At 48.4% G+C, this 26538-nt stretch carries 19 protein-coding genes; 12 read left to right on the plus strand and 7 right to left on the minus strand.

Annotation, left to right across the window (positions count from 1 at the left end):
• The first annotated feature begins 13 nt into the window (after positions 1 to 13).
• From KOD92_RS25665 to msrB, 3 genes are all read left to right on the plus strand, one after another.
• Positions 14 to 1093 (plus strand): M23 family metallopeptidase, encoded by a 1080-nt coding sequence (locus KOD92_RS25665; protein WP_215236467.1) that lies wholly within the window; start codon positions 14 to 16, stop codon positions 1091 to 1093.
• An 8-nt stretch (positions 1094 to 1101) separates the two neighbouring features.
• Positions 1102 to 1830: a bacillithiol biosynthesis deacetylase BshB1 gene (bshB1, locus tag KOD92_RS25670; RefSeq protein ID WP_215236468.1), complete on the plus strand. Its 729-nt coding sequence runs from the start codon at positions 1102 to 1104 to the stop codon at positions 1828 to 1830.
• Positions 1831 to 1923: 93 nt separating this feature from the next.
• Entirely contained in the window at positions 1924 to 2490 is a 567-nt protein-coding gene (msrB, locus tag KOD92_RS25675) for a peptide-methionine (R)-S-oxide reductase MsrB (protein ID WP_215236469.1), read from the plus strand.
• Between the two features lie 6 nt (positions 2491 to 2496).
• Here the strand turns inward: msrB and KOD92_RS25680 are convergent, their stop codons facing one another.
• The 3 genes from KOD92_RS25680 to KOD92_RS25690 are packed head-to-tail and all read right to left on the minus strand — an operon-like array spanning position 2497 to position 4529.
• Positions 2497 to 3189, minus strand: coding sequence for a hypothetical protein (locus KOD92_RS25680; RefSeq protein WP_215236470.1), 693 nt, complete (start codon positions 3187 to 3189; stop codon positions 2497 to 2499).
• Positions 3186 to 3950, minus strand: coding sequence for an LVIVD repeat-containing protein (locus KOD92_RS25685; protein WP_215236471.1), 765 nt, complete (start codon positions 3948 to 3950; stop codon positions 3186 to 3188). Before KOD92_RS25685 ends, KOD92_RS25680 begins: the two co-directional genes overlap by 4 nt.
• A 42-nt stretch (positions 3951 to 3992) precedes the next feature.
• Positions 3993 to 4529: an LVIVD repeat-containing protein gene (locus KOD92_RS25690; RefSeq protein WP_229254871.1), complete on the minus strand. Its 537-nt coding sequence runs from the start codon at positions 4527 to 4529 to the stop codon at positions 3993 to 3995.
• A gap of 198 nt (positions 4530 to 4727) precedes the next feature.
• Between KOD92_RS25690 and KOD92_RS25695 the strand changes: the two genes are divergently transcribed.
• A complete protein-coding gene (locus KOD92_RS25695; protein WP_215236472.1) occupies positions 4728 to 5702 on the plus strand; it encodes a c-type cytochrome in 975 nt (324 codons plus the stop codon).
• Between the two features lie 49 nt (positions 5703 to 5751).
• Here KOD92_RS25695 and KOD92_RS25700 read toward each other — a convergent pair whose 3' ends face one another.
• The gene (locus KOD92_RS25700) at positions 5752 to 7407 is read right to left on the minus strand and encodes a glycoside hydrolase family 28 protein (RefSeq protein WP_215236473.1); all 1656 of its coding nucleotides are present in this window, start codon (positions 7405 to 7407) and stop codon (positions 5752 to 5754) included.
• 417 nt (positions 7408 to 7824) lie between these two features.
• Between KOD92_RS25700 and KOD92_RS25705 the strand changes: the two genes are divergently transcribed.
• A complete protein-coding gene (locus KOD92_RS25705; RefSeq protein ID WP_229254873.1) occupies positions 7825 to 8295 on the plus strand; it encodes an ankyrin repeat domain-containing protein in 471 nt (156 codons plus the stop codon).
• Between the two features lie 72 nt (positions 8296 to 8367).
• Here KOD92_RS25705 and KOD92_RS25710 read toward each other — a convergent pair whose 3' ends face one another.
• Positions 8368 to 10557 (minus strand): catalase, encoded by a 2190-nt coding sequence (locus KOD92_RS25710; RefSeq protein ID WP_215236475.1) that lies wholly within the window; start codon positions 10555 to 10557, stop codon positions 8368 to 8370.
• A gap of 17 nt (positions 10558 to 10574) precedes the next feature.
• Positions 10575 to 11249 (minus strand): YciE/YciF ferroxidase family protein, encoded by a 675-nt coding sequence (locus KOD92_RS25715; RefSeq protein ID WP_229254874.1) that lies wholly within the window; start codon positions 11247 to 11249, stop codon positions 10575 to 10577.
• A 38-nt stretch (positions 11250 to 11287) separates the two neighbouring features.
• Between KOD92_RS25715 and KOD92_RS25720 the strand changes: the two genes are divergently transcribed.
• From KOD92_RS25720 to KOD92_RS25740, 5 genes are all read left to right on the plus strand, one after another.
• On the plus strand, positions 11288 to 11836 hold the full coding sequence (locus tag KOD92_RS25720; protein ID WP_310589456.1) for a gluconate 2-dehydrogenase subunit 3 family protein: 549 nt from the start codon (positions 11288 to 11290) through the stop codon (positions 11834 to 11836).
• Positions 11837 to 11848: 12 nt separating this feature from the next.
• The gene (locus KOD92_RS25725; RefSeq protein WP_215236476.1) at positions 11849 to 13564 is read left to right on the plus strand and encodes a GMC oxidoreductase; all 1716 of its coding nucleotides are present in this window, start codon (positions 11849 to 11851) and stop codon (positions 13562 to 13564) included.
• 125 nt (positions 13565 to 13689) lie between these two features.
• Positions 13690 to 17787 (plus strand): hybrid sensor histidine kinase/response regulator transcription factor, encoded by a 4098-nt coding sequence (locus tag KOD92_RS25730; protein WP_215236477.1) that lies wholly within the window; start codon positions 13690 to 13692, stop codon positions 17785 to 17787.
• Positions 17788 to 18085: 298 nt separating this feature from the next.
• A complete protein-coding gene (locus KOD92_RS25735; RefSeq protein ID WP_215236478.1) occupies positions 18086 to 21193 on the plus strand; it encodes a SusC/RagA family TonB-linked outer membrane protein in 3108 nt (1035 codons plus the stop codon).
• 30 nt (positions 21194 to 21223) lie between these two features.
• Positions 21224 to 23134, plus strand: a complete 1911-nt coding sequence (locus KOD92_RS25740; RefSeq protein WP_215236479.1) for a SusD/RagB family nutrient-binding outer membrane lipoprotein — start codon at positions 21224 to 21226, stop codon at positions 23132 to 23134.
• 77 nt (positions 23135 to 23211) lie between these two features.
• On the opposite strand, the gene KOD92_RS25745 is transcribed toward KOD92_RS25740, so the two are convergent.
• Entirely contained in the window at positions 23212 to 24672 is a 1461-nt protein-coding gene (locus KOD92_RS25745; RefSeq protein WP_215236480.1) for a BNR-4 repeat-containing protein, read from the minus strand.
• A 225-nt stretch (positions 24673 to 24897) separates the two neighbouring features.
• Between KOD92_RS25745 and KOD92_RS25750 the strand changes: the two genes are divergently transcribed.
• A complete protein-coding gene (locus KOD92_RS25750) occupies positions 24898 to 26139 on the plus strand; it encodes an ice-binding family protein (RefSeq protein ID WP_215236481.1) in 1242 nt (413 codons plus the stop codon).
• Positions 26140 to 26214: 75 nt separating this feature from the next.
• Positions 26215 to 26523 carry a hypothetical protein gene (locus KOD92_RS25755; protein ID WP_215236482.1) on the plus strand — a complete coding sequence of 103 codons (309 nt, stop codon included), beginning with the start codon at positions 26215 to 26217 and terminating at the stop codon, positions 26521 to 26523.
• Positions 26524 to 26538 lie beyond the last annotated feature (15 nt).

Below are 26538 nucleotides of genomic sequence, written 5' to 3' on the forward strand. Positions count from 1 at the left end.
CCCCATTTTAAGTATGAAAGTAAAGCTTATTGTAAGTTTGCTAGTGATGGTGTGTTTGATTTCATGGAACACGCAAGCCCAAGAGCGAGGTAAATTCAGAAGAAACCCAAAAATTAATCAGTCCGGAAACAACGCCAACGAAGGACCTGTCAGCAAAACTGCCGTTCCTCAGCCTGAGGATGAATACGAGGTAGAAACTTCCAACCTGAGATTTCAAAACCAGTTTGAACCCGTAAAACCACTCAATCCAACAGTTAATGAAGATACAACTACCATCGACGAAGGAGATACCGAAGTAGTGGAGGTAGTTGATTCATTGCAAGTTGGAGACGAATGGGTAAAGGCTGCCGAATACTATGTGATCTGGGATGCACGCACGATCAATCCTTATGGTTTGAACCCGCTGGAATTCGACGAGCCAGTTGATCTTACTTTATATAATGAAGCGCTGAACCGTAAATGGGCCACGCCGATGGAGAAAACTCCCACCACTTCGCATTTCAGTTACAGGTGGGGAAGGTGGCACAACGGAACCGATCTTGACCTGGAAACGGGTGATACAGTCCGCAGTACTTTTGACGGAATGGTCCGGATTGTAGCCTGGGATGGTTCAGGCTACGGGCGCTTCATTGTGATCAGGCATTATAATGGTCTGGAAACCCTTTATGGCCACTTATCGAAACAATCGGTTGAATCGGGTCAGATGGTAAAAGCGGGAGAAATGATCGGATTGGGCGGAAATACCGGCCGGAGTTCGGGCTCGCATTTGCATTATGAAAACAGGTATGAGGGTAACCCTTTCGACCCAAGATATATTTTTGATTGGGATAATAAAACGATCAAATCCGATCACTTCACGCTGACAAGCAGCGTTTGGAATCATTTACGTGGTAAGTCAAATAAAAGTGAATTTGCGTCAGGCGATGCGGCGCCTGTTGCTTATAGTCGCTCCGTACTTCACAAAGTACGTCCGGGCGATACCCTCGGCGCGATCGCAGACCGGTATGGTGTGAGCATTTCATCCATAGCACGCCGGAATAGAATGTCAGCGCGGGCTACATTACGGATCGGCCAGAAACTCCGCATTAAATAACCTCAACTATGAAACTGGATATTTTAGCCATCACAGCCCACCCAGACGACGTGGAGCTGTGTTGTGCCGGTACGCTTTTGTCTCAAATCGCTTTGGGAAAAACAGTAGGTATTATTGACCTGACCCGCGGCGAGCTTGGCACGCGGGGAACACCCGAAGGCCGGATTCAGGAAGGAAAAAACGCTGCGACTATCCTGGGCGTTTCTGTCAGGGAAAACGTGGGTTTGGCTGACGGTTTTTTCCGAAACGACGAGGAACATCAGAAGGCAATCATCCCATTTATCCGGAAATATCAGCCCGATATCGTCATCACCAATTCGATCGACGACCGGCACCCGGATCATGGGCGTGGCGGTAAGCTGGTTTCGGACAGTTGTTTCTATTCTGGTTTGAGAATGGTGAAGACTTATGATGCATTGGGTAACGAACAGGAGGCCTGGCGGCCGAGACAAGTCTTTCATGCAGTGCAGGACAGGTATATTAAACCTGACTTTGTGGTTGATATAACTGCATTTCACGATCAGAAAATTGAAGCTGTGCGGGCATTCAAAAGTCAGTTTCACATTCCCGAATATAGAGGGGAAGGCGAGCCGCAAAGCTATATATCCACACCCGAGTTCCTCGAATTCATCATTGCCCGCGCCCGTGAAATGGGGCACGCAGTTGGGGTAACGTTCGGGGAAGGCTTTACCAATGCAAGAATGCTGGGTGTGAAAGATCTTTCCGTATTCATTTGACTTTTTCGCCGATAAAATTGTTGCAATAGTAATGGCCAAAGTCAACTACGGGCGGCGTTTCATCGTATATAAGGAAAATCAAAATCAACAAATATGAAAAATACAGTAGTGCTAGCGGTTTCGGTGATGTTGATGCTGTTGCTTCAAAACTGCTACGGACAGTCGGCCTCCAAACAAACGGACCAGAAAAAAGCGACAGAGTATTCGCGGACCGATTCAGCTCCCGTCAATAAAAGTAACCAGGACTGGCAGAAGGTACTTTCACCGGAAGTGTATGAAGTAGCGCGGTTGAAAGGAACGGAAAGACCATTTACCAGCGAATATGAGCATTCCAAAGAGATCGGCACTTTCTATTGCGCGGTTTGTGGAAATGCCCTTTTCAAAAGTGATGCTAAATATGAAAGCGGTTGTGGCTGGCCTAGTTTCTTTGAACCGATCAACAAAAAATCGATCATTGAAGCAAAAGACAACAGCCACGGAATGCAACGGATCGAGGTAATGTGCGGTCGCTGCAAGTCGCATTTAGGACACGTTTTCGACGACGGCCCGCCTCCTACCGGTCTTCGCTATTGCATTAATGGTGTTGTTCTGGATTTCGAGAAAGCCAAAACTGCCGAGAAAAAATACAGTGCGGGTAAAAAAGCAAACTCGGGAAGCTAGATCATATCAATCTTCAAACTTCCCAAGCACAATACCCAGGTGGAATCCCAACACCAGGCTCGGCACAAAATCGCGCGTGCCTGGTGTTGAGGATGCCCAGAATTCATCCGGACCTCTTACAAATGCATCGTTCAGGCCGGGTGTCAATGTCCGTACCTTGATACTCCGCATTCCCATCCCGGCGAAAAGGTCCATCGTGAGCCGGCTGGGAAAATAAAATTGCCAGCCTATTTTTCCGTGCCCCGCGCCTACTACCCGCGCAATGCGGACATCCTTATTTTCGAAATAGCCGCAGCCGCCAAAACCCGAGCAGTCCATTCCTACCCATTGATTTTGCCGGTACACAACCTGTTTGAACATAAACTCACCGCCAAAATATCCCCTTACGCGCCGCTTCGTAAAATAGTAATATCTCAGCGTGGTCCTGCTTTTGTAAGTAGTTTTATCCGGCACATTGGTCGATTCGGTGTACCAGGCGCTGAAAGTGGACCGACCAAAACCCAGATCCTGCTGTAAGGTAACCCCGCTTTTCCCTAATGGGATTTCGACACCGACCTGGATCGTGTTGTCAAAATCAAACATAGGTAGCGGCGAATATTTGATGATCACGTGGTCCGAGGCAGTTTGCGCATCTACCTGCGCGGAAACTCTGGTAAGGATCAAACAAAAAGCGAGGACAAGCAAATAGTTATTTCTCATAAAACGGGAATCTTGCTGAGCAGTTCAAATTTGTCTGCCTGATCGTATTGATACTGGAAAAGACCTTTCTGGCCGGTTACGATTAAATGATTTGGTCTGACGATCACATCGTATGCAGGAATATCCTGGTGAAACTTTGTTTCTACCGCCTTTTCCGGATCGGAAATATCCATGACCCTCAATCCCAATTCTCCTTCGCAAACAAATAACTTATTGCCCGAAACGCCCAGCCCGTAAGGCGACGACATGGTTTGTGAGTTAACCAATTTTGGATTGGAAGGATCGCTCACATCGACAATGTCCAGAGAGCTCCGCGTATTGCCCTGCCGGCAAACCACGCCACTTCTCAGGGTTACGTAAGCATATTGGTTCTGCACCACGACCGGGTCGCAGGATTGCACGTGCGTGAATTTGCTCAGCAGTGCGGGGTTTGCTGGATTACTGTTATTATAAATATACATCCCGTCGTTTGCGCCTATGAAAAGGTGATTTTTGTAAGGAAAAATCGTCTCTATCCCCATACTCATATCTTTCGTGACCGTCTTGACCGGATTGGCACCGTCGGCGATATTATAAACCTCCAACGATTGCTTTGAAACGATATAAAGTGTGTTACCGGTGATCGCAAAGCGGGCCATGGAGCCGCCGGTACCAGTCTGTGGAGTGAGTGACGAATCCTTGCCCTCATTGCAGGAGGTAAGGATCATGCAGAGCCCTAGAACAGCAAGGCCCAGGTAAAGGATCGGAATTATTTTTTTCATATTTTAAAATAAAAAAGCCGGACGAACGAATAGAATTATTTCTTATCTAAAACACTTAGGCTGAGCCGACATAGGCACTTTTTCCCAGCCCGACACAATACCTTTTTTGGTATCCACACATTCGAAATATACATTCTGAAAAGGCGGAAAATTATTATGGGGAATCGCGTCGGCGATTGTCTTGGAAAGCTTAGGTGAAAGTGGATCGGTAATGTCAAAAACGAGCAGGTTTGAAACATTGTCTGCGTAGAGCCAGTTGCCTTTCACCGCAATATCGTAATTGCCGGTAATGGCTATGAACGACAGATTTTTAGGGTTTTTAGGATCTTTATTGTCGATGATGTGAATCCCTTTTCCTAGCTCATTGATAAAAATGTAGGGGTCAAAAAGGTAGATCTTGCCCGGTTGGGCCAGGGGCTGCGCTCCCGCAATCTGAATTCTGGCAAGCTCGTCCGGCGAAGAATAGATCGGCCGGTAACCGGTACCTGTAAAGTCAACGCCGTTCGGCGGACTGTCGGTTGGTTCTACACAACCGAAACCAATAAAGACAAGTGATAGCAACCTGAAAAATTTCTGCATAATTTGAGCTGTGAAAGATGAGACCCGGCACTTTGACACACTGTTACTAAAAAGGGTTGCAACTAATTTGGGAAAATCCGGGCGATGCATATACAAATATCCGTTAACTAAGTTTTCCCCATATAATTCCCTTAGCTCCCAGGTTGCTGCTATTTTCGCGCCTTTAACACCTTGAACCATTTTCCCCTCATTTACTCAATGAAAAAGTTCTTCAAAATCTTCGGCGTGATCCTGCTGTTGTTCATTATCCTTGTTGCCGGCGCCGGTATTTATGTCAAGTCAGCGCTTCCCAATGTAGGCGAACCTCCGGTGATCACGATTGAAAAAACGCCGGCCCGGATCGAGCGTGGCAAATATCTGGCAAATCACGTTTCCGTTTGTATGGATTGTCACTCGACCCGCGACTGGAATTACTTTGCGGCCCCACTTTCCGGAAATTTCGGTGGCGGAGGCGAGAAGTTCAGTGCTGAGATGGGGTTTCCAGGCAATTTTTACGCAAGAAACATTACCCCCTACGCACTGGCCAACTGGACTGACGGAGAGATTTTCCGAGCGGTTACGACAGGCGTAAGCAAAAACGGCAACGCATTGTTTCCGGTAATGCCTTACCACGGTTTCGGACAAATGGACCAGGAAGATATTTACAGCATTATTGTTTACCTGCGCACATTGGAGCCCGTGAAAAACGAAGTACCCGAATCGGTAGCGGATTTCCCCGTCAGCATCTTACTGAATACGATGCCTTCCAAAGCAACTTTCACAAAAATGCCGGCAGAAACCGATCAGATCGCCTACGGAAAATACCTGGTTACAGCTGCAAGCTGCGTGGAATGCCACAGTAAAATGGAAAAAGGAGCGCGCGTGGAAGGAACCGATTTCGGCGGCGGAATGGAGTTTAAGATACCAACCGGTACGCTGCGGTCTCCCAATATCACATCAGACAAAGCTACCGGCATCGGCTCGTGGACTGAGGAAGGATTTGTGAAACGCTTTAAAACATACGCCGACTCTTCCTACAAGCCGCACCGGGTCGGCCCGAAAGAATTCAATACCGTAATGCCGTGGAACATGTATGCCGGCATGAAGGAAAGCGATTTAAAGGCAATATACGCCTACCTGCAAACAGTACGTCCGCTCACGAATGTGGTAACCAAGTTTGAGCCGATTCCATAACTATTGAACTGATATTAGCAAAGTCTGATCAGCGATACCTGGGAGATTCCTATTTTCCCGGATTGATGATCAGACTTTTTTCTTGCGCGCCTTTCTGAAATTCAATCCCCTTTTTCGCTTTCGACACGTCTGTTTTTTGCACAGTGATATTCCTGCTCCTTTCGCCGGAAACAGAAAACAGAACTTCACTTTCAACATCGTACCTGATCGAGTCGAGGCTGATGTTGCTGCTATTCTCCATAAAAACAACAGGCTTCGTTTCCTTCGTGATCAGCTGCACATTTTTGAACCGAATCTGATCTGCATCAGTGAGTTCTATCCCCTTATCGGCGGAAAGCACCATATTTTCCATCACGATATTGCTGACAGGCATTTCAGGAAGTCCGCGCACGAAAACGCCCTTTACCGCGCCATTGCAAACAATATTCTCAAAATGCATATCCCTGAATACCGGCGTACCTTCATTCACTACCGGCCGCATATCCCGCTCGCCGTCAGTGGCAAACTTGACAAAATAATACAGATCGAAAAACACAGCTTCCTGCGCGATGTCTTTCATATAAATATCTTTTGCATAGATCTTTTCCACCACACCTCCCCTTCCCCGCACCGATTTGAAACGCAAGCCTTTATCAGTACCCATGAAAGTACAATTCTGAACGAAGATGTTCCGCGCTCCGCCGCTCATTTCACTGCCTACCACAAAGCCCCCGTGTCCGTTGTATACGATATTATTCCTGATCACCCCATTTTCTGTGGGCATATTCCGTTTTCTTCCCTCTTCGTCTTTTCCGGATTTAATGCAAATCGCATCGTCGCCCACATCCAGCGTACAGCCTTCTATCAGAAAGTTTTTGCAGGATTCGATATCCATTCCGTCGCCGTTGTGCGCGTATTCCGGATTTTTTACCCGCACATCACGAATCGTTAAATCCTGGCACATGAGGGGGTGAATGCACCAGGCAGCTGAATTTTGGAAGGTCACTCCTTCCAAAAGCACTTTACGGCAATTATTGAATACGATCAGGTTAGGTCTGAGGAAATCTTTCATATCCGCAAAATCCGCGGGGGACTTACCTGGTGTGAGCAGCATGCTCTTGTTTCCCACGCTGGCTTTCTTGAATTGTTCGCTTGGATACCACGTTTTCCCATCGTCTTTAAGCACTCCGCCGGAAGCCAGTTTCTCTTTCCACTGACTTTCCGTAAGCTGACTTTTATGGACCGCCCGCCACGCATCGCCGTTTCCGTCAATGATACCTTTGCCGGTTATCGCTACATTTTCAAGGTCGATCCCTGAAACAGGGGACTGATTTCGCGCCGCACTTTTTCCCTCATAAAAACCTTCCGTAAGTGCGTATTGTATTTTGTCAGGCGTAAAAAGAAGGGTCGCAGCGACACGCAGGTGCAGATTTACATTGCTCTTCATCACCACAGGCCCGGTGATCCACAATCCGGCGGGTACCAATACAACGCCTCCACCCTTTTCGCTGCAAGCCTCAATAGCCGCATTGATTGCCTTCGTATTTAAAGTGTGACCGTCTGGCCTGGCACCAAAAGTGGTGATCAGAAAGGTGTCCTTCTTAAAAACCGGCTGCTTTATCTGTGGCAGATTGGTCCAGCTGTACGCTGTTGTGCTTTGCGCGAATGCATTCGAAAACCAAAAAACAGCAGCTATTATCAGTAAATATCTATTCTTAAAATTCATATAATTGAAATCTGGCCACTAATACCGAAAGGATGATCGTAACGGTAAATACGTGAGCATACCATTGAAAAATGTAACTTTTACCAGATCGGACGAATTCCCAATCTCCGGATCCGAGAGAATTTGAAGCCAATTTTGAACGCGAACAATACATTATGCCTATTTTTTTACGCAGACGTTGCCGGGAACGTTGCCACCTGGTTTACCACTCCCGCCGGGCCGATGCTAAATCATCATATGGGGGCCAAAATGAAAAACCACTTTGTAGGTTGGTTTTAAATATTACAGGAAAAGCTTCTGATCTATCCGCCCGTTAAGGCTATGAGGCGGGCAGATCCGTTGGCAGGATAATTGCAAGGCGGGCTTACATTTATTCACCCTGCCGCAATGGCAAATTACAGCGACATTGAACTAAACATGGAAAATCTTGACAAAGTACTTATTCACGCAGCCCGGCTGGGCAATGCGCCGGTTATCAGTGAAATCATTGAAAAGGGGCAATCGGTGAATGTGCAGGACGAAAAAGGATATACGCCGCTGATCATCGCCTGTTACAACAATCATTACGAGGTCGCGGAGCTTCTGCTGAAAAACGGCGCAGATGTGAATGCAGCTGATCATGGCGGCAATACAGCTTTGATGGGCGTGAGTTTCAAAGGTTATGAAGATATTGCCCAGCTGCTGATCAGTAATGGCGCCGATTTGAACCTGCAACACGGAAACGGCGGTACCGCGTTGATGTTTGCGGCAATGTTTGGCAGGAATGAGCTTGTCAAACTGTTACTGGCCGAGGGCGCGGATACTAGTATTCTGGATGTGAGGGGCTTATCTGTTAAAGATCTCGCATTGCAACAGGGAAATCACCAGGCGATTGAAATGTTAGCTTGACGTTTCGGTTAAAAGTAAAGAGGCTGTCTCCACAAATGGAAGACAGCCTCTTTTTCATGGTATAGACTCCTGTTAAGCAGGAATCTTTCTTGGTTTTTCTCTTTCCCAGAAACGGTGTTGAGATATCGCAAGAATGAATTTATCAGCCAGCGAATCTGCATCATCACCAACTACAATACCTTCTCTCAGCACAGTTTGATCTGAAAAGTCAGAAGGGATTTTCTTGCTGAAATAGGTCGCTTCCAGCACTTGCGCTGCACCGGTGTCGGCTGCAATTGGTTTACAATGCTTGAAAGCTTCGTTTAGAAAATGAACCGCGTCGGCTTCGGCCTCGATTGTGGCGACACTATTGGTACCACCCGGAACATAAACGGCATCGTACAAAACTGATGCAGCTGTCAGAAAGCTGTGGTCAACGGCGATCTGCTCATCTCCTTCTGAAACGATGAAGTTGAGTCTTGGCGCGATGATCTCCACAACCGCTCCTGCACCTTCCAAAGCTGCTCTCACTTTTGTCAACGATTTCTCATCAACTCCGTCAGCAGCCAGAAATGCAATCTTGCGCGTTGCAATGGTATCTTTTACCGTATTGGCCATACTCAGCGCAGCAGACGATTTCAACGATGCTTCGAAAATGACAGAATCAAAATCAGCAGGGTTTCCGTCGGCCGGAATGCTGTGGTTCATCGGCAGCTCAGGATCCTGAGGAACCGGTAAGCGCAATGCAAAAGCAACTGCCGCAGCCAGACTTTTATCTATCATCGACAAAATCCCCAGCATCCGGTGCCGGATCTCCACTGAATTCACCTTACCAAGCTCAAAACTCAGCGCGTCAATAATGTGGTTTTTTTCAGGATCTGACTGGCTGTTAAAGAAAAGCTGCGCCTGGGAGAAGTGATCAAAAAAGCTTTTGCTGCGCGCCCGTATCTTCTTCGCGTCGATGCGCTCGGGATAAGTAGTAAAGCCGCCTTCCGATGCCTTGGCTTGCAGCGGATATCCGTTCCCGATTGTATTGGGGTTATAACTTGATTTGCCGCGGTTGATAGTCTGGCGCATAAAACCATCGCGCTGGTTATTGTGTACCGGTACCACGGGCCTGTTAATAGGAATCTCGTGGAAATTGGGCCCGCCAAGCCTGATCAGCTGCGTATCAGTGTATGAAAACAACCTGCCTTGCAGCAACGGATCGTTTGTGAAGTCGATACCTGGTACCACGTGCCCAATGTGAAATGCCGCCTGCTCGGTTTCAGCAAAGAAGTTATCAGGATTCCTGTTAAGCGTAAGTTTACCAATGCGCTGCACAGGTACCAGTTCTTCGGGGATGATCTTGGTCGGATCAAGGAGGTCAAACTCAAATTTGAATTCATCTTCCTCAGGTACGATCTGCACGCCAAGCTCCCACTCGGGGAAATTGCCGCTCTCGATCGCATCCCACAAATCGCGACGATGGAAATCGGGATCTTTTCCAGAAATATTTTGAGCTTCGTCCCACGCTACTGAATGTACGCCAAGCAATGGTTTCCAGTGAAATTTCACAAAGTTGGAAACTCCCTCCGCATTGACGAACCGGAATGTATGCACACCAAAACCCTCCATCATGCGGTAGCTCCGAGGAATTGCTCTGTCGCTCATTACCCACATGATCATATGCGCCGATTCGGGCATTAAAGAGATAAAATCCCAGAAGGTATCATGGGCGGAAGCCGCCTGTGGAATTTCATTATCCGGCTCCGGCTTCACTGCATGGACCAGATCCGGGAACTTGATCGCATCCTGAATAAAGAACACGGGCATATTATTGCCCACCAAATCAAAGTTACCCTCCTGGGTATAGAACTTCACCGCAAATCCGCGAACATCGCGCGCCAGATCCGTCGACCCGCGTGAACCTGCAACGGTTGAGAAACGCACAAAAACAGGTGTTTCCAGTGATTCGTCACTCAGAAAGTGCGCCCTGGTCACATCGGCCATTGATTTATATACCTTAAATACACCATGGGCACCCGAGCCTCTGGCGTGCACGACGCGCTCAGGAATGCGCTCGTGGTCAAAGTGTGTTATTTTTTCACGCAATATAAAATCTTCCAGCAGCGACGCCCCGCGCTCTCCTGCTTTCAGGGAATTCTGATCATCGTTAATACGCGTACCGTGATTGTTGGTCATTAATTCTCCCGAACTATCTGCGGTATGTGCTGCTAACTTCTCAGTCTTTTCGGTTTCCTGCTTTACGCTTGGATTAACCGCCTTTTTATTTTCGTCCATAAGTATCGTTAAGAATGTTAAGCCTCTGTGGAAGCCTGATAGTTGATATCGCTTTCTGCGACCTGGGTAAGCAGCTGATCGGCGGTTTTTTCTTCGGCTAGCGTTTGGCTGAGTATCTCAGCAGCGTCGGTCAGCCCCAGCGTTGTTGCCAGCTGAACAAGCCCGCCATAAGTTGCGATCTCGTAGTGCTCCACTTTTTGGGAAGCCAGGATAATACCCACGTCGCGCGTTGAAGTGCCTTCATCGGTACTTTCGATGATGCCTTCGCCTTCTTTGGTTAGTCCTTCCATTGCATCACATTTTTTAGCAATAGCTGCTACGCCCAGCATATCAAATACCACTTCCAGCCGGCTCACATGCTCAATGGTTTCGGCCAAGTGGTTCTGAATAGTTGCCGCCAATTTCTCAGAATGTGCGGATTCAATCATTTTAGGAAGTGACTTAACAAGATGATTCTCTGCCCAGTAGATGTCCCGGAGTGAATCCAGAAAAAGCTCATTCAATGCGGGTTCAGCCGCGGCAGAAGTTTTGGTTGTGAATTTGGGTTCGGAACCTGTTTCGTTTTTCATAGTGATTGTAGTTTGTATTTCGGGCGTACTATACAAATCACGTACCAGTACATTCCGGGGCAGACCATTAAAAACAGAAGGCCGGCTGCTTTTATCTCCGGCCGTCTGTTTGATGGCGTGCATCGAATACAAATTGATCCGATTTAACAAAAGCCAGCATTATGATGAATAGAAGAGAGGCGATTCAGCGGGTGGCCCTGCTGATCGGCGGAACGTTTTCAGCGCCCACCTTGCTGGCAATGGAAAATTGGGATAATACCAAAAATGCGTCTGGCAGGGCTATCAATCTGAGCGATCAGCAGAAACTGATCATCGCCGAGGTTGCCGAAATGATCATTCCCAAAACCAGTACCCCCGGCGCGAAGGATGCGGGTGTCCCCGAATTTATCGTGATGATGCTGCGCGACTGTTACAAAACCCCTGAACAAACCATTTTTTCAGAAGGTATTCAGGATCTTGAAAAAAAGGGTTTTCTCGAATCAGACGCTGCCAAACGGGTTGAGCTATTAACACAAATAGAAAGTGACGCTGCCAGGCAAATCGCCGCTGCTTCCAAAGTCCTGCCCTACTGGCGGCTGATGAAAGAGCTGACCATGCTGGGTTACTTCACCTCCGAACAAGGTATCAGATCTTCATTTGACTACACACCCATACCTGGCAAACTGGAAATGATCCAGCTGAAACCCAATCAAAAATCCTTCGCCTATTAGTCCGCTAACACCATGAACCTGAATTTGAAAGCCAATAAAATAAATACTTACGATGCCATCGTGGTCGGGTCGGGCATGACCGGCGGCATGGCGGCCAAGGAACTTACCGAGCGCGGTATGCAAGTGCTGATGATCGAGCGCGGCCGGGAAGTGAAGCATATTGAAGACTATGATACGGCAATGAAAGCGCCCTGGGAATTTGAACACCGGGGAAAGGTTTCTGTTCAATCCGCCGAAGAATACTGGGCCAACAGCCGATTTGGTACCCTTGCAAATGAGGAGACCGGAGGTTTTTTTACCGATGATAAAAAGAATCCGTACATAGAAAAGCGGCCGTTTGACTGGATCCGCGCCTACCATACAGGCGGGAAATCCATGCACTGGGGACGACAATCCTACCGGATGAACAGGCAGGATTTTGAGGCCAATGCCAAAGAAGGTATCGCCATCGACTGGCCGATCCGCTACGAAGACCTGGAACCCTGGTACACGCACGTTGAGAAATTCGTGGGTATCAGCGGTCAGGCCGAAGGCTGGGAAGTACTGCCCGACGGCCACTACCTGCCCGCCATGCCGATGAGCGCCCCCGAGCTTTATTTCAGGGAAACGATGATGCAGAAGCTGAAACGCCCGGTAACGATCGGCCGGATCGCCAATCTGACCAAGCCACAACCCTGGCATACCGATTTAGGACGCGCTTCGTGCCAGTACCGAAGCAAATGTGCCCGAGGCTGTCCTTACGGAGGCTATTACAGCTCATTATCAGGTTCCATACCGGCTGCTCGTAAAACTGAGAAACTTACCATGCTGCACGACACGATCGTCAGCGAAGTGATTTATGATGACAAAACAAAGAAGGCGAAAGGCGTACGCGTGATCAATCAGAATACGATGGCTGTGGAGGAATTCTTTGCAAAGATCATATTCCTGAATGCGGGCTCGATGAACTCGGCTGCATTGCTGCTCAATTCAAAATCCGACCGCTTCCCGACAGGGCTGGGCAACGATAGCGATCAGGTTGGCCGCAATATCATGGACCATCACCTGGGCGTGGGCGCCAATGCTACCGTGGAAGGTTTTGAGAACGACTACGTATTCGGACAGCGGCCGAATGCACTGTATATACCCAGGTTCAGAAACTGGGGCGCAGACAAAAAGCAGTTTCTGCGGGGTTATGGCTACCAGGGCGGCGCGAGTAAAAGCGACTGGAAACGCGGGATCACGATGAACGGTTTCGGCGCTGACTTTAAAGAAGATATGACCCGGCCCGGCACCTGGACAATGGGTTTTGGCGGTTTCGGCGAAATATTGCCGGACCCTTCCAACCGGATGATTTTAGACAAAGAGAAAAAAGACAAATGGGGCATCCCGCTAATTGTTTTTGACGCTGCTTTTGGGGAAAATGAACTGACCATGCGGAAAGATATGATGGAATCGGCTGTGGAAATGCTCGAAGTTGCGGGCTTCAAAAATGTGGCGGGCTTCAACCGTACAGACACGCACCCGGGGCTGGGCATTCACGATATGGGCACGGCGCGGATGGGGAAAGATGCAAAAACATCTGTATTGAACAAATACAACCAGCTTCACGCATGTAAGAATGTGTTTGTCACCGACGGAGCTGCCATGGTTTCCTCTTCCTGCGTAAATCCTTCCATTACCTACATGGCAATGACCGCCCGCGCGGCCAATCATGCCGTGGAGGAATTAAAAAAGCAGAATTTGTAGTCAGTAACAGCCGTATTTCCAACACAGGGCATTTTTTCGTTAACCAAAAAAAAGTAAATTGAGCAGAGGTAAAGTAAAGAATCTTGCGTCTGCTTAAAGAACTCCTCTTCCTATTTTGCATTTCAATGTTGCCCGGGCTCGTTTCGGGGCAATCCGACCAGTTACGTTTTCTGAAACTGGATGTAAAAAATGGGCTTTCCAATAACCACCCTACCTGCTTTTTACTTGATAGTCATGGTTTTATGTGGGTGGGCACCAATGCGGGACTGAACCGTTACGATGGTTACGAATTCAAGGTTTTCAAAAACGATCCGGCCGATAGTACCAGCTTGCGAAGCAATAGCATCCGTAGTTTGTGGGAAGGTCCGGAAGGGAAAATATGGGCCGGATCGAATACAGAAAACAGCGTTTACGACCCGTTGACAGAGAAATTTGCCAGCGACACACAGACGGAATTAAAAAAGCTGGGAATACCTGCCGGTTTTATCCGGACCATTCACAAAGACAAAATCGGGCAGTACTGGTTTGCGCAGGCAAAAAACGGCTTGTTTGTAGTTCCGCCGGGTAGTGGCGGCAAGACCATTCACCTGCGGCATTCGGCGCAGGATCCCAGAAGCATTGCGAGCAACGAAATATCGGCGATCAGCGACAGCCCGGATAAGCACTTATGGATCATTCACCGGAACGGGATATTGGAAAAGATCAACCCCAAGACCCGAAAAGTAATCTGGCGGTCGGATTATCTGGCCAAAAAACACCAGAACAGGTCGCTTAACTATGGGATAACAGTCGATTCGGACGGTGAGTTATGGTTGTATGCGATCAGGGAAAACCTGGGGATCTATCGTTTCAATCCTACTGACCTGTCTTTCTCATTTTACAATAAAACAAATGGCTCCCCGCGACTCAACTCCGATATTATTCAGGGAGTAGTGCAGGACAACCAGGGAAGAATGTGGATCGGGGTGGATCATGGCGGTATTAATTTGCTCGACAAGAAAAGCAAAACGATCAGCTACATTCTGCCCGACGACGACGACAGGAATGCGATCAGTCAGAATACCTTTAATGCGATTTACAGGGACCACTCAGGGGTGATCTGGGTAGGTACTTACAAAGACGGCGTGAATTATTATCACGAAGATATTTTCCCGTTTCCCCTCTTCAAGCACAAACGCGCTGATCCGACGAGTTTACCTTATAATGACCTGAACCGGTTTCTGGAAGACCAGAAAGGGAATATCTGGATGGGTTCAAACGGAGGCGGACTGATCTATTTTGACAGGCAAAAAAACACCTACAAGCAGTACCTGAATAACCCGGCCGATCCCAATAGTCTGGGTGCCAATGTGATTATCAGTCTTTTTCTTGATAAAAAGAATGTGCTCTGGATCGGGACCTATTTCGGCGGTCTTACTTCATTTGACGGGACCCGCTTTACGACTTACCGGCATAACCCGGCTGACCCGGCCAGCTTGTCGCACCACAGCGTGTGGGAGATCAAAGAGGATTCGCGCGGAAATCTCTGGATCGGCACACTGGACGGCGGATTGGAGCTTTTCGACCGTAGTACCGGCAAATTTGCGCACTTTCCTGCCCGCGCCGCCAACTCCGTTCACGATGCCTACATCAGCGAAATCACCGAAGATAACAGGGGAAATTTGTGGATCGGGACATCTTTCGGGGTCGATGTACGTGATGCAGTTTCGGGGAAGTTTACCAATTACCATTATGAACCGAATGCGCCCGGCAGTATCAGCAACAACATTGTGCACGCTATTATACAGGATTCCAAAAACAGGATCTGGGTCGGCACGCAGGATGGACTTAATTTATTTGACCCATTAAAAAAGCAGTTCAGGATATTTAAACAAGCTCAGGGACTTCCGCACAACTCGATTCTGTCTGTGATCGAGGACGATTCGGGCGATCTCTGGATTGCTACGCCTTACGGGCTGGCCCGGACCCAGCTTACTGAAACCAAAACCGGTCTCCAAGTGCAGTTTATCAATTATGATGAAAGCGACGGATTGCAGGGGTCGGAATTCACTGAAAACGCAGCATTGAAAACGCGATCGGGTGAGCTGTTTTTTGGCGGTGCGCGTGGTTATAACCGTTTTCGTCCCGAAGAAATCCTGCCCAAAGCCATTTTCCGGAAGGTGGTTTTGTCCTCATTTTCTGTTTTTAATAAAAAGCTCAATGCGCACGATCAGCTGGAAGGCGACCGGGCGATACTGTCAAAAGCCATTTCAGAGACTGAAAAAATCGTTCTGCCGCATAGTGCTAATATTTTTGCATTGGACTTCACAGTTCTTGACTTTTTTCATCCTCAAAAGATTCGCTACCAGTATAAACTGGAAGGTTTTAACGATGATTGGGTACACGCATCTTCCACTTCGCGCACGGCTTCCTATACCAACCTTGACCCGGGCACTTACGTTTTCAGGGTAAAAGCGTCCAATGAAAATGGCGGCTGGAATAGTGATGAAACGACCCTTGAAATTCAGATACTACCGCCCTGGTGGAACGCTCCTGTTGCCAGGCTCTCCTATCTGCTTCTATTCATTTTCGCATTGTATCTGGCCGGTAAAACAATCCGCAAAAAGGAGCGGGAGCGGTATCTGATCGAGCAGGAAAGAAGGGAATCCAGGCGGCTGCGGGAGATGAATGATGTGAAGATCAGGTTCTTTACCAATATGAGCCACGAGTTCAGAACGCCGCTGTCGCTGATACTGTCGCCGCTGGAAAAGATCCTGAAAGACAACCCCGACTCGCCACTTCAAAATCAGATGCAGCTGATGCAACGCAATGCGAAAAGACTGCTCAACCTGGTCAACCAACTGCTCGATTTCCGCAAGCTGGAAGTAAGCGGGATCAAGTTCTCCCCGACCGAGGGCGACATTATTCACTTCATCAGGGAGGCAACTTTTTCATTTACGGATATCTCCCAGAAAAAGCAGATCAGCCTGTCATTTAAGTCTTCAATGGACAGCTTGAATACTTCTTTTGATGAGGATAAGTTGGAAAAGATATTGTTCAACCTGCTTTCGAATGCATTCAAGTTTACGCCTGAAAACGGCGAGGTGAGCGTGGAGATTGCGAGCGCGCAACTTCCGCATTCAGGCGATAAATCCTGGCTGGAAATCAGCGTTTGCGATACGGGGATCGGCATTCCGGAAGAAAAGCAGGAGAGAGTTTTCGAGAGCTTTTTCCAGAATGACCTGCCGGCGGGCCTGCTCAACCAGGGCAGCGGGATCGGGCTTTCCATTACCAAAGAATTTGTAAGCCTGCACGGCGGCGCGATCTCAGTCAAGAGTCAGCCTGGCGAGGGTAGTTGTTTCAAAGTAATGCTTCCCGTTCAAAAAGCGCAGAATGCAACATTATCTATATTAGAAACTGCGCCTGCGCCGGTTACGCCACCTGTTCAGGTAAGCGAGCGCAGCCAGCACGATAGCGGGCTGCCGGTTTTGCTTCTCGTGGAGGATAACGAAGATTTTCTTTTCTATTTAAAAGACAATCTCAAAGAGCTTTATCACATTATAGAAGCCAAAAATGGCTCGGAGGGCTGGACGAGGGCTACTGCTGTGATTCCCGATCTGATCGTGACCGACGTAACCATGCCCGAAATGGACGGAATGGAACTGGTAAGGCGGCTCAAAAATGACGAGCGGACCCAGCACATTCCACTGGTGCTGCTCACGGCAGGCACTTCGCCCGACCAGCATCTGGCAGGTTACGAGCTGGGCATTCATGATTATATTGAAAAACCGTTCAATTTCGAGATCCTGCAATTCCGCCTTTCCAATATCCTCAAACAGCAGGAAGCGGCGCGCAAAACTTTCAGTCAGCAGATCGCGATCAAAGGAAGGGATATTGCGATCAGCAGCCGGGACGAAAATCTGGTCAGGCAGGTGATTGCGATCGTGGAAGAGAATATTGGCAATGCCGAGTTTTCCGTCGAGGCGCTGAGCCGCGAGGTCGGCATGAGTCGTATACACCTGTACCGTAAGCTGAATGCGATCTCGGGCAAAACGCCGGTCGAATTTATCCGCTCGATCCGAATGGAGCGCGCCGCACGACTTCTCGAACAAAGCCAGCTTACCATTTCTGAAATCGCTTATCAGGTTGGTTTCAACAATCCCAAGTATTTTGCCAGGCAATTCAAGGACGAATTTGGCGAGCTTCCCTCGGTCTATCTGAGCAGGAATAAGAATAACACTTAATATCCCCGCGATCCCCGTTAACGGGTTCCAACGCTTCAAAAATCACGTTCAGGTAACTTTTGATACAGTACAATGTAACATTTGTACCCGGTGCATTTGCCCTGCAATCCTTATTTTTGCAATACCGGTGACAAAAATAATATTTCACTATTATTCAAAAGTTCAATACATAATTTTGAATAACTTTAATAAACTGATCGATTTGGCAATATTCTTGCACTTATACCAGAATAAAGTAAATTTTTCAGCAAACCTTTCCTTCTAATTTATCAGTTGTTTTACCTATACCAATAATCTAATGAGAAAACTTGTATTTGGCTTGCTGCTACTGCTAAGCTTTTCGGAGGTCTATGCACAGACCAAGATCTCCGGAAAGGTAACAGGCGGCGCAGGTAACCCTCCTCTCCCGGGCGTTACTGTTGTAGTAAAGGGATCGAAAACGGGCACGACTACCGACACGGAAGGTGCATTCAGCATTGCAGTTCCAGGACCAGGAACGGTACTGAGCATCTCTTACATCGGGTATGTAAAGCAGGAGATCGAAGTGGGCAACAAGACTTATTTCGACATTACACTTCTGGAAGACGCTACCTCACTTTCCGAAGTGGTGGTGACCGCGCTGGGTATTCAGCGGGAGAAAAAATCGCTGGGCTATGCGATCCAGGAAATCCAGGGATCGGCATTATCTGACGCAAAAGAGACCAACCTGGCAAATGCATTCACGGGTAAAGTTGCCGGCTTGCAGGTAGTAAGGTCCAGTAACGGTGCCGGCGGATCTTCCAAGATTGTATTACGCGGGAATACCTCACTGACCGGCAGCAACCAGCCGCTGATCGTGGTGGACGGTATCCCGATCGACAACTTCACAGGTACCACAGAAAATGGTTACTGGGGCGCTGGCCTGGATCTGGGAAACGGACTCGGCGATATCAGCGCGGAGGATATCGAATCCATGAGCGTACTGAAAGGACCTTCTGCTGCGGCATTGTACGGTTCGCGCGCAGGTAACGGGGTTATTCTGATCACGACCAAATCCGGACGGAAACAGCCGGGGCTGGGTATCACATTCTCTACGACCCTGGGCACTGAGAATATCTTTATCAAACCTGAACTCCAGAATACATTCGGACAGGGTACTGATAATATTTACAATGCGATGAATACCACCAGCTGGGGCCCAAAAGTGGAGGGACAATCAGTGACCAAGTGGGACAGCACGCAGGCGCCTCTGGCTATTCACGACAATGTCAATGCATTTTTGAGGTCTGGTTCGAGTCAAAATTATAGTCTTGGCCTGCAACAGCAATACGGATCAACTGCGGTTTTTGCATCACTTAACTACCTGGAAGACAGAAGTATTATTCCCGGAAACAAACTGACGCGCCTGAACTTCACCTCGAAGGCCACTACGCATTTCGGCAAGGAAAGCCGCTGGACGAGCGACATTAAAATGGCATACAACAATACCTCAGGTTACAACCGGCCGATCAATGGTCGGGACAACAGCAGCGTGTTCGTATTATATATGTTGCCGCGGAGTTTGGATATCACCGATTTCAGCGCTGCTACCAATGAATTTGGGAAAATGCTCTGGTACCCGGGCGCGCCGGGCTCGCAGTCCAACCCCTACTGGCTCAGCAAATACAACCTCAACAATGATACGCGTAACCGTTTCATCATGAACGGATCGTTGAAATATGCATTTACAGACTGGCTGGATGCGGAAGTGAAAGCAGGAGGTGATTTATACACAACCAATACCGAACGCAAAACCTACGCAGGCGGCCCGCTTTCCAACTCCTATTCGCTGGGCAAGCAAACTTTCAGCGAAACCAATTACAGCGCATTGATCAAAGCGACCAAAGATGAAGTATTCGGTCAGCTGGGAGGTACCTTTACATTAGGTGGTAACTTAATGCAGCAGAAGTATAGCTCCCTTACGGTGAATACGGGCGCATTGGAGGTTCCTAACCTTTTTACACCTACCAATTCAGCGGCAGCTCCGCAGGTTTGGCCGGGTTACAGCCGCAAAAAGATCAACTCCGTTTACGGTTCTCTGGGAATAAATTATGCAGGCTGGATCTACTTTGATGTGACGGCGCGTAATGACTGGTCTTCTGCGTTGATCGAAGAAAACCGCTCCTATTTCTATCCTTCGTACAGCCTTTCTTATGTAGTAACGGATATGCTTGATAAAATGGGCACTACCCTGCCGCTCTGGATCAACTACGCCAAGCTGCGCGGCTCTTATGCGACGGTGGGAAATGACCTGGCGCCTTACCAGCTTTACAATGGGTATAATATTTCCAAAGATCCATTGAGCAATACGATCGCGGTACGGCAATCGCTGCTGAAAAGTTCGGGCGTACGCAGCGAATTGATCAAAAATCTGGAACTGGGAACTGAATTGAAGCTGCTCAACAACAGGCTGAGATTGGACTTTACCTGGTACAAATCCAATGCGACGCGCCAGTTGATCGATATTCCGATGGACCCGATGAGCGGCTATTCGAACATGAAAGTGAATGCGGGTAATATTCAGAACAAAGGGATCGAGATTATGGCTGACCTGGGTATTTTAACCAAACCGACTTCCCTGAACTGGTCGTTGACAGCGAACTTCTCTAAAAACGAAAATAAGATCATCGATATCGCCAAAGACCTGGGCGTGAATGAATACCAGCTTGGTGCATTCGATGATCTGTTTATCAGAGCGACCACCGACGGATTGTACGGGGATATTTACGGAACCCAGTTTCTGCGCGTGAAAGATCAGGCCAGCCCGCATTTTGGCAAAATGGTGCTGACAGCCGAAGGACTTCCGCAGCGTGACGCGACGATCGTGAAGCTGGGTAACCAGCAGGCAAAAGGACTTTTGGGCATTTCCAATAACTTCTCTTACCAGGGAATCGGGCTCTCCTTCCTGATCGATGCGCGTCTGGGCGGCGAAATATTCTCTGCATCCAATGTGGGTCTGCAATCGGCGGGAGCTGCGGCAGTAACTGCGCCGGGCGGCGAAAGACCTGAATTTGTGGTGGACGGTGTTGTGATGGGAGAAGGAGATCAGGCGACGGTCAATACCGAACCGGTTACCCAGCAGCAATATTGGAGCACGGTTTCTACCCTGAATAACCTGGGTGTAGGCGAAGCTTACGTGTACGATGCGACCAATATCCGTTTGAGAAACGTGATGCTCAGTTACAGTCTTCCTAAAAAGCTATTGGGCAATACCTTCCAGAAAGCGAAGATCAGCGCGTCGGCCAATAATGTCTGGATGATCAAAAGCCACCTGAAAGGCATTGACCCTGAGTCTGTTTTCGCAACTGGTACCAATGCAGTCGGTTTTGAAAACGGTGGTTTCCCAACGATGCGCTCGTTCCTTTTCTCGCTTACCCTCGGATTCTGATACATCAGTTAGACAAAAGATATTTAAAATATGAAAGCATTTTTAAGAAGGGCGCTTTTGCCCGCTGCGGCGCTGATGTTGCTGACAACCGCCTGCAATGATTTTGACGAGATAAATGCAGACCCTTACCTGGCCACTGAAAGTCAGGTGCAGGTGGAGTATTTTATCAACGGTTCGATTATCGGGAGCCAGATGGACCCGCATATTGCCGAGCGCGTATTTGTATTGTATTGGAAAACGGCCGGTCGCCAGCAGGCGGGCGGGGGTATCTCGACGGGAGGCTATAACGACGGCTGGTCGAGCGACTACTATGGAGCGGGGTACCTGGGCGGCTGGCTGAACAGCATTTATGCCGCCGTGCAGGTAGCCGAGAAACAGATCGCGACGGGTAATATCAAGGAATATACCGGTAATCTGTTGCAGGTGGCGCGGATTTGGCGAGTGTACTTGCTGAGCGAGCTTACCGACAATTTCGGCCCTATTCCCATTAATGGTTTTGAGGGAAAAAATCCGGAGTTTTCTGATGAAAAAACGGTTTACTATTACCTGCTGGATGAACTGAAAGACGCTTCTGCCAAACTCGACCTGGGCATTTCCAGCTCGGCGATTTCCAAATACGACCAGGCTTACGGTTACAATTATGCTAAATGGCAGAAATATGCGAATTCCATGCGGTTGCGACTTGCTATGCGTCTTTCGGAGGTAGATCCGGCGAAAGCAAAAGCTGAATTCGAAGCGGCGGCGGCGGGCCCTCTGCTGACTGCGGCAGACGAAACTTTCCAGATCCAGGAAACGGCTGGCTGGGATGCATTGACCGGCGTGATGACCCGCGAGTGGAACTACTTCCCTATCTCGGCGACGATCAATAACCTGTACCTCGGCCTGGGTGGTATCACATCCGCTGAACAGGTAAAACCTGCGCAGCTGCCTTTCATCAAGCCACAGGATTATCTTGGATTGCGCTTTGCGGATCATTTCACGACCATGACCAACGATCCTTCGGCGGGTTACTGGCTGGACGGGCTGCCAAACACAATCGATCCGCGCGCTTACAAAACCTATATCATCCCGGGTGATGTGGACAATTCGGATTTCAATGCTTACCCTTCTTGGGATAACACAGCCAAAACTACGGAACGTACCCTGGTAGACGCAGCGGGAGCAACCGTTACAAAGATTGAGGCGAAAAATACGTGGAATGCACCTGCAAACGGTGACTGGGGCGCAAAGGGAGCTAAAAACAATGTGCGCTCGTACAACGGGACTATTCCCCGCCACGGGCAGCATTTGCGCAATGGCACCAGTAAGAGAATCTTCTTCGCGCCTTGGGAAACGTACTTCTTGCTGGCTGAGGCTGCTGTAAGAGGCTGGACTGTTCCAATGAGCGGACAGGCTGCCTACGAAGCAGGTATCGACGCAAGTTTCGCCTACTGGAATGTGGCAGGTTTTGCCACCGCTTATAAAGCTTCAACTGCGTACAACCGGGTTGGTACTTCGGTAAGCTGGGCGCATGTGGCCGAGCCGCCTGCAACTTATCCGATGAAATTTAAAGACGGTTATACCAATGCGGAAGGCACTGTGAACAAGACTTATCCTGTCAACAACCTGTACAAAAACGGGGCTGTTAAGAATGATCTGCTCACCAAGATCATCACGCAAAAGTTTATTGCGCAAACACCGTGGCTGCCGCTGGAAGCATGGAGCGATCATCGCAGGCTGGGGCTGCCTTTCTTTGAGAACCCGGCAGTTGAAAACCCGCTGGTGAATATGCCTGCGCTGAATGCGAGCAACTACATGACGTCGAATATCAAATTCTTCCCGCAGCGTCTGAAATATCCTTCCAGCTTGCCTGCGAGCAATGCAAGAGGTTACGATCAGGCACTGAACTTCCTGGGAAGTGTGGATGGAACGCTTTCTCCGTTATGGTGGGCGAAGCATTGAAACCGCTTATTTAATTACAGATACAAAGAAGCGCCGGGCACTTTCCAAATGCCCGGCGCTTTTTGTATTTACTCAAATTACTTCACTAATTCGGGCGTAATCATATCTTCGCTGCGACTTCTGGGCAGCCTGTACACATCTCCGTTCCGGTTGGTAAAGTATAGATTCGATTCCGACGGTTTTCGTCCGTTCCCATCGGCCCAGATCCCATAAAAATCAGGCTGCGCGTGGGAAGGCCGGCGCACGTAAGAATGGTTCATTTCGCTGTTTTGGGTGAGCTGCTTTTCTTTCTTCCAGGTTCGGCCACCGTTTTTGGTCAGCCACATAGCCACTTCGCCGCCCGGGTTGTAAGCCTGCGGCCCGTCTACTGTGGGACCCACTACCTTCATCACTTTTCTGGATTCCACATATACCGAGCCCATATCGTAATTGCTGTCCGAAGTGGTTACAACGCTCTTATTCCACGTTTTTTTCTTTCTTTGAAACAGCGTCCACTCTCTTGGATTATTCCCCGGACCCGCTTCGAAACCTTTGCTGGAAATCACCAGGATCGCGGGTTTTTTCTTTTTGTCAAAAGTGATATCCAGAAGGTAACAGTTCAGTTTCTCGCTTGCGTAATCTTTCACCAATGCGATATTTCGGGTAGATGTAATTGGCAACTGCGCCTGAGCTCCCTCGGCATTCTGCCAGGTTTTTCCAAAATCCGAAGTTTCCAGGTAATGCAGGTTGGTCCTGTAATTAAGCCCTTTTCCGTCAGGATGATAGTCGAAAGCCACTCCTACCTTTCCGTCAGCTTCCGCGCTTACCTGGTAATGCCCGGTTTGAATGTGGGCCAGTACTTTCCATTCCCCCCAGCGCACACCGTCCGGGCTGGTATTGTAACCGATCACGCGCTGAGCGGCTTTATTGTATTTGGTAAAAAGCGCCAGAAATCCTTTGCCTTTGATCGGATAGATCTGGAAATACGAAAAGTTATTGAAAGGTTGCTCTTTCCCATCGACCAGCTCAGTGGCATTCACGGTCTCAAATGCGCTAATATCGTAGGGTTTCCTGCTTTTATGAATGTACGAGGGCCGCTGTATGCCGTGGGAAGTGGAAAAGATCCAGATATGCCCCTTGTCGTCGATCGAGATCACGGGGTTATCGTGCGCATCGGTTGTTTTTTTATCGAGCAAAATAACAGGATTTGCTACCTTTTTGGTTTTGTGATCAAAATAGGACACATTATGAAGTAATGTCGAATTAGCATCGTCCGTGCCGCCGAAGCAGAAAAACGTTTTGTCTACTTCCTTTGAATACACTGCAAACGGGCGATGGTTAGCCGGATAAACCGCCAGCCCGCCGCTGTATTTGTACACATATTCATCATTCGAAGGCTGGTTCATGTACCAGATTCCCTTAAATCCATTCGCTTTTTGCTGAACAATTTCCGCCTCGGCATACCTGGCATCGGGGTCAACCTGCTTCTGCTGCGCGTCGGCAATATTTCCGCAGGCTAACAAAAGCAGCAGGGCACTTACTTTCAGGTTTAGGCTCATATTAAAGTTGGTCTTTTTGTTTAAAGACGCAATCAGTCACGTTTACCCGCATTTGGTAAATGCCCAACTAGCCGGCCATCCTAAATTAGCTACAAGAAAACTCAAAGTAACAGCTGCTCAAAAGTGTGAATCTTGCAACTATTACTACACAAGATATAATATTACATGGCAGCAAAGAGACCATCTTTGTTTTCGTGAAACTTCACTCACGCTTACTTCATCTATATGAAACCATCTTTTCTCAACGTACTGGCAGCTACAACCTTTATAGCACTCGCGCCACACCTCAGCTCGGCTCAAACGGCCCCCACTTTCGGTATAGCTTTGCGGTTTGCCCTTTATACATCAGCCGGAGAATTTGCTAACACAGGAACTACGACGGTCACCGGCGATATCGGTAATTTCACCGGCGACGTTACCGGAACCCCTGTTACAGTGACAGGCCAGACGCACTTTGGCGATATTGAAGGAGCACTGGCAGTAGCCGACGTGGCAGCAGCCTACGCTTTTCTGGCTAGCGAAGTATCCAACCCGTGCGAATCATCTTTGGGCTCGACCATTGGCGAGGGCGCTACGCTACTCGAAGGTGTGCATTGCAGCACAACTGCCACCGCATTCACTGGTGACCTTACCCTGGATGCCGAAGGTAATCCTGATGCTATTTTTATCATTAAAATTAACGGTGCACTTTCTGCGGATGCATCAGCAAATATCATTCTAACCGGCGGCGCGCAGACTACAAATGTATACTGGCAGGTGAATGGTGCATTCAATGTGGCATCTGGCGTAAACTTTAAGGGATCTGTCGTAAACGCAGGCGCAATTAACCTGGCATCGGGCGCTTCTCTCAGCGGCAGGGCATTGTCGACGGCTGGCAAAATATCGCTGGACAACAATATAATTTCAAACTCGGAGATTTCCCTGCCTGTGACGCTGACCCGATTTAATGTTGCAAAAGGAGAACTGGGAACGGTTGTACTGGACTGGGCGACAACTTCGGAAACCAATAGCGATCGCTTCGAAATTCAACGCAGCGAAAACGGGAAACTTTGGAATAAGCTGGCTCATGTGATGTCAAACGGCGAAAGTGCTGAGTTGATTTCCTATTCCTATACCGACGCTACTCCGGTGAAAGGAAAGAGCCTGTACCGTCTGAAAATAATCGACAAAGACGAGACTTTCGCATATAGCAAGATCAGAAGCATCAGTCTGGATGCGGCCAATAAGATCGCACTTTACCCTAATCCTGCCGTTGATCAGCTTACATTGCTTGCCAATGATCCGGGAAAAATTCAGCGTGTGCAGTTCATGAATACTGCTGGTAAACTTGTAATGGATCAGGGAAGGTCAGAATTCTCAAATGCAGATTCTACATTTAGTATCAATCATTTTCCTGTGGGACTATATATCGTCAAAATAACATTTGACAATGGAACTGTCGAGCGCACTAAAGTAGTGAAGAAGTAAGTGCCTGCCCGTCATACATAAGGCAGGAATGCGCACTGTACGCACACTATTCTATCTAAAAACCCTCACCTGAAAATGCTCACATTTCACAACCTGTTGTTTAGTCACAGGGACAGAACCGACGCTGTCATCAGCAAATATGTTGATAAATATAAAAACTCGGGTGAGGCGATTACCACTGACATCTGGAATTCATTTATCCTTGATAATGCCCGGGACGTTATTGCAGAACTAACGCAAAGCGGGGCCGACGTTTTCCACCAGGCGATAGATAATAGCATTCAATTAAAGACCGAAGACTACGATGCGATCCGGGAAGTGAATCTTGACGCCGCTTCCCGCTATCAGAGCGAGCTGAAAGACCTCTATGAGCGCATTGTGTAACAAAACGTGCAATGC

Origin of the sequence: Dyadobacter linearis (assembly GCF_907165045.1) — a bacterium.
GTDB lineage: Bacteria > Bacteroidota > Bacteroidia > Cytophagales > Spirosomataceae > Dyadobacter > Dyadobacter linearis.

Coding starts and splice junctions, on each gene's coding strand:
- KOD92_RS25730 (WP_215236477.1), top strand. CDS start 13,690: ATGTTGCCCGGGCTCGTTTCGGGGCAATCCGACCAGTTACGTTTTCTG.
- KOD92_RS25705 (WP_229254873.1), top strand. CDS start 7,825: ATGGAAAATCTTGACAAAGTACTTATTCACGCAGCCCGGCTGGGCAAT.
- KOD92_RS25685 (WP_215236471.1), bottom strand. CDS start 3,950: ATGAAAAAAATAATTCCGATCCTTTACCTGGGCCTTGCTGTTCTAGGG.
- KOD92_RS25750 (WP_215236481.1), top strand. CDS start 24,898: ATGAAACCATCTTTTCTCAACGTACTGGCAGCTACAACCTTTATAGCA.
- KOD92_RS25725 (WP_215236476.1), top strand. CDS start 11,849: ATGAACCTGAATTTGAAAGCCAATAAAATAAATACTTACGATGCCATC.
- KOD92_RS25690 (WP_229254871.1), bottom strand. CDS start 4,529: ATGCAGAAATTTTTCAGGTTGCTATCACTTGTCTTTATTGGTTTCGGT.
- KOD92_RS25720 (WP_310589456.1), top strand. CDS start 11,288: ATGATGAATAGAAGAGAGGCGATTCAGCGGGTGGCCCTGCTGATCGGC.
- KOD92_RS25755 (WP_215236482.1), top strand. CDS start 26,215: ATGCTCACATTTCACAACCTGTTGTTTAGTCACAGGGACAGAACCGAC.
- msrB (WP_215236469.1), top strand. CDS start 1,924: ATGAAAAATACAGTAGTGCTAGCGGTTTCGGTGATGTTGATGCTGTTG.
- KOD92_RS25735 (WP_215236478.1), top strand. CDS start 18,086: ATGAGAAAACTTGTATTTGGCTTGCTGCTACTGCTAAGCTTTTCGGAG.
- KOD92_RS25740 (WP_215236479.1), top strand. CDS start 21,224: ATGAAAGCATTTTTAAGAAGGGCGCTTTTGCCCGCTGCGGCGCTGATG.
- KOD92_RS25695 (WP_215236472.1), top strand. CDS start 4,728: ATGAAAAAGTTCTTCAAAATCTTCGGCGTGATCCTGCTGTTGTTCATT.
- KOD92_RS25715 (WP_229254874.1), bottom strand. CDS start 11,249: ATGCACGCCATCAAACAGACGGCCGGAGATAAAAGCAGCCGGCCTTCT.
- KOD92_RS25700 (WP_215236473.1), bottom strand. CDS start 7,407: ATGAATTTTAAGAATAGATATTTACTGATAATAGCTGCTGTTTTTTGG.
- KOD92_RS25665 (WP_215236467.1), top strand. CDS start 14: ATGAAAGTAAAGCTTATTGTAAGTTTGCTAGTGATGGTGTGTTTGATT.
- KOD92_RS25680 (WP_215236470.1), bottom strand. CDS start 3,189: ATGAGAAATAACTATTTGCTTGTCCTCGCTTTTTGTTTGATCCTTACC.
- KOD92_RS25745 (WP_215236480.1), bottom strand. CDS start 24,672: ATGAGCCTAAACCTGAAAGTAAGTGCCCTGCTGCTTTTGTTAGCCTGC.
- KOD92_RS25710 (WP_215236475.1), bottom strand. CDS start 10,557: ATGGACGAAAATAAAAAGGCGGTTAATCCAAGCGTAAAGCAGGAAACC.
- bshB1 (WP_215236468.1), top strand. CDS start 1,102: ATGAAACTGGATATTTTAGCCATCACAGCCCACCCAGACGACGTGGAG.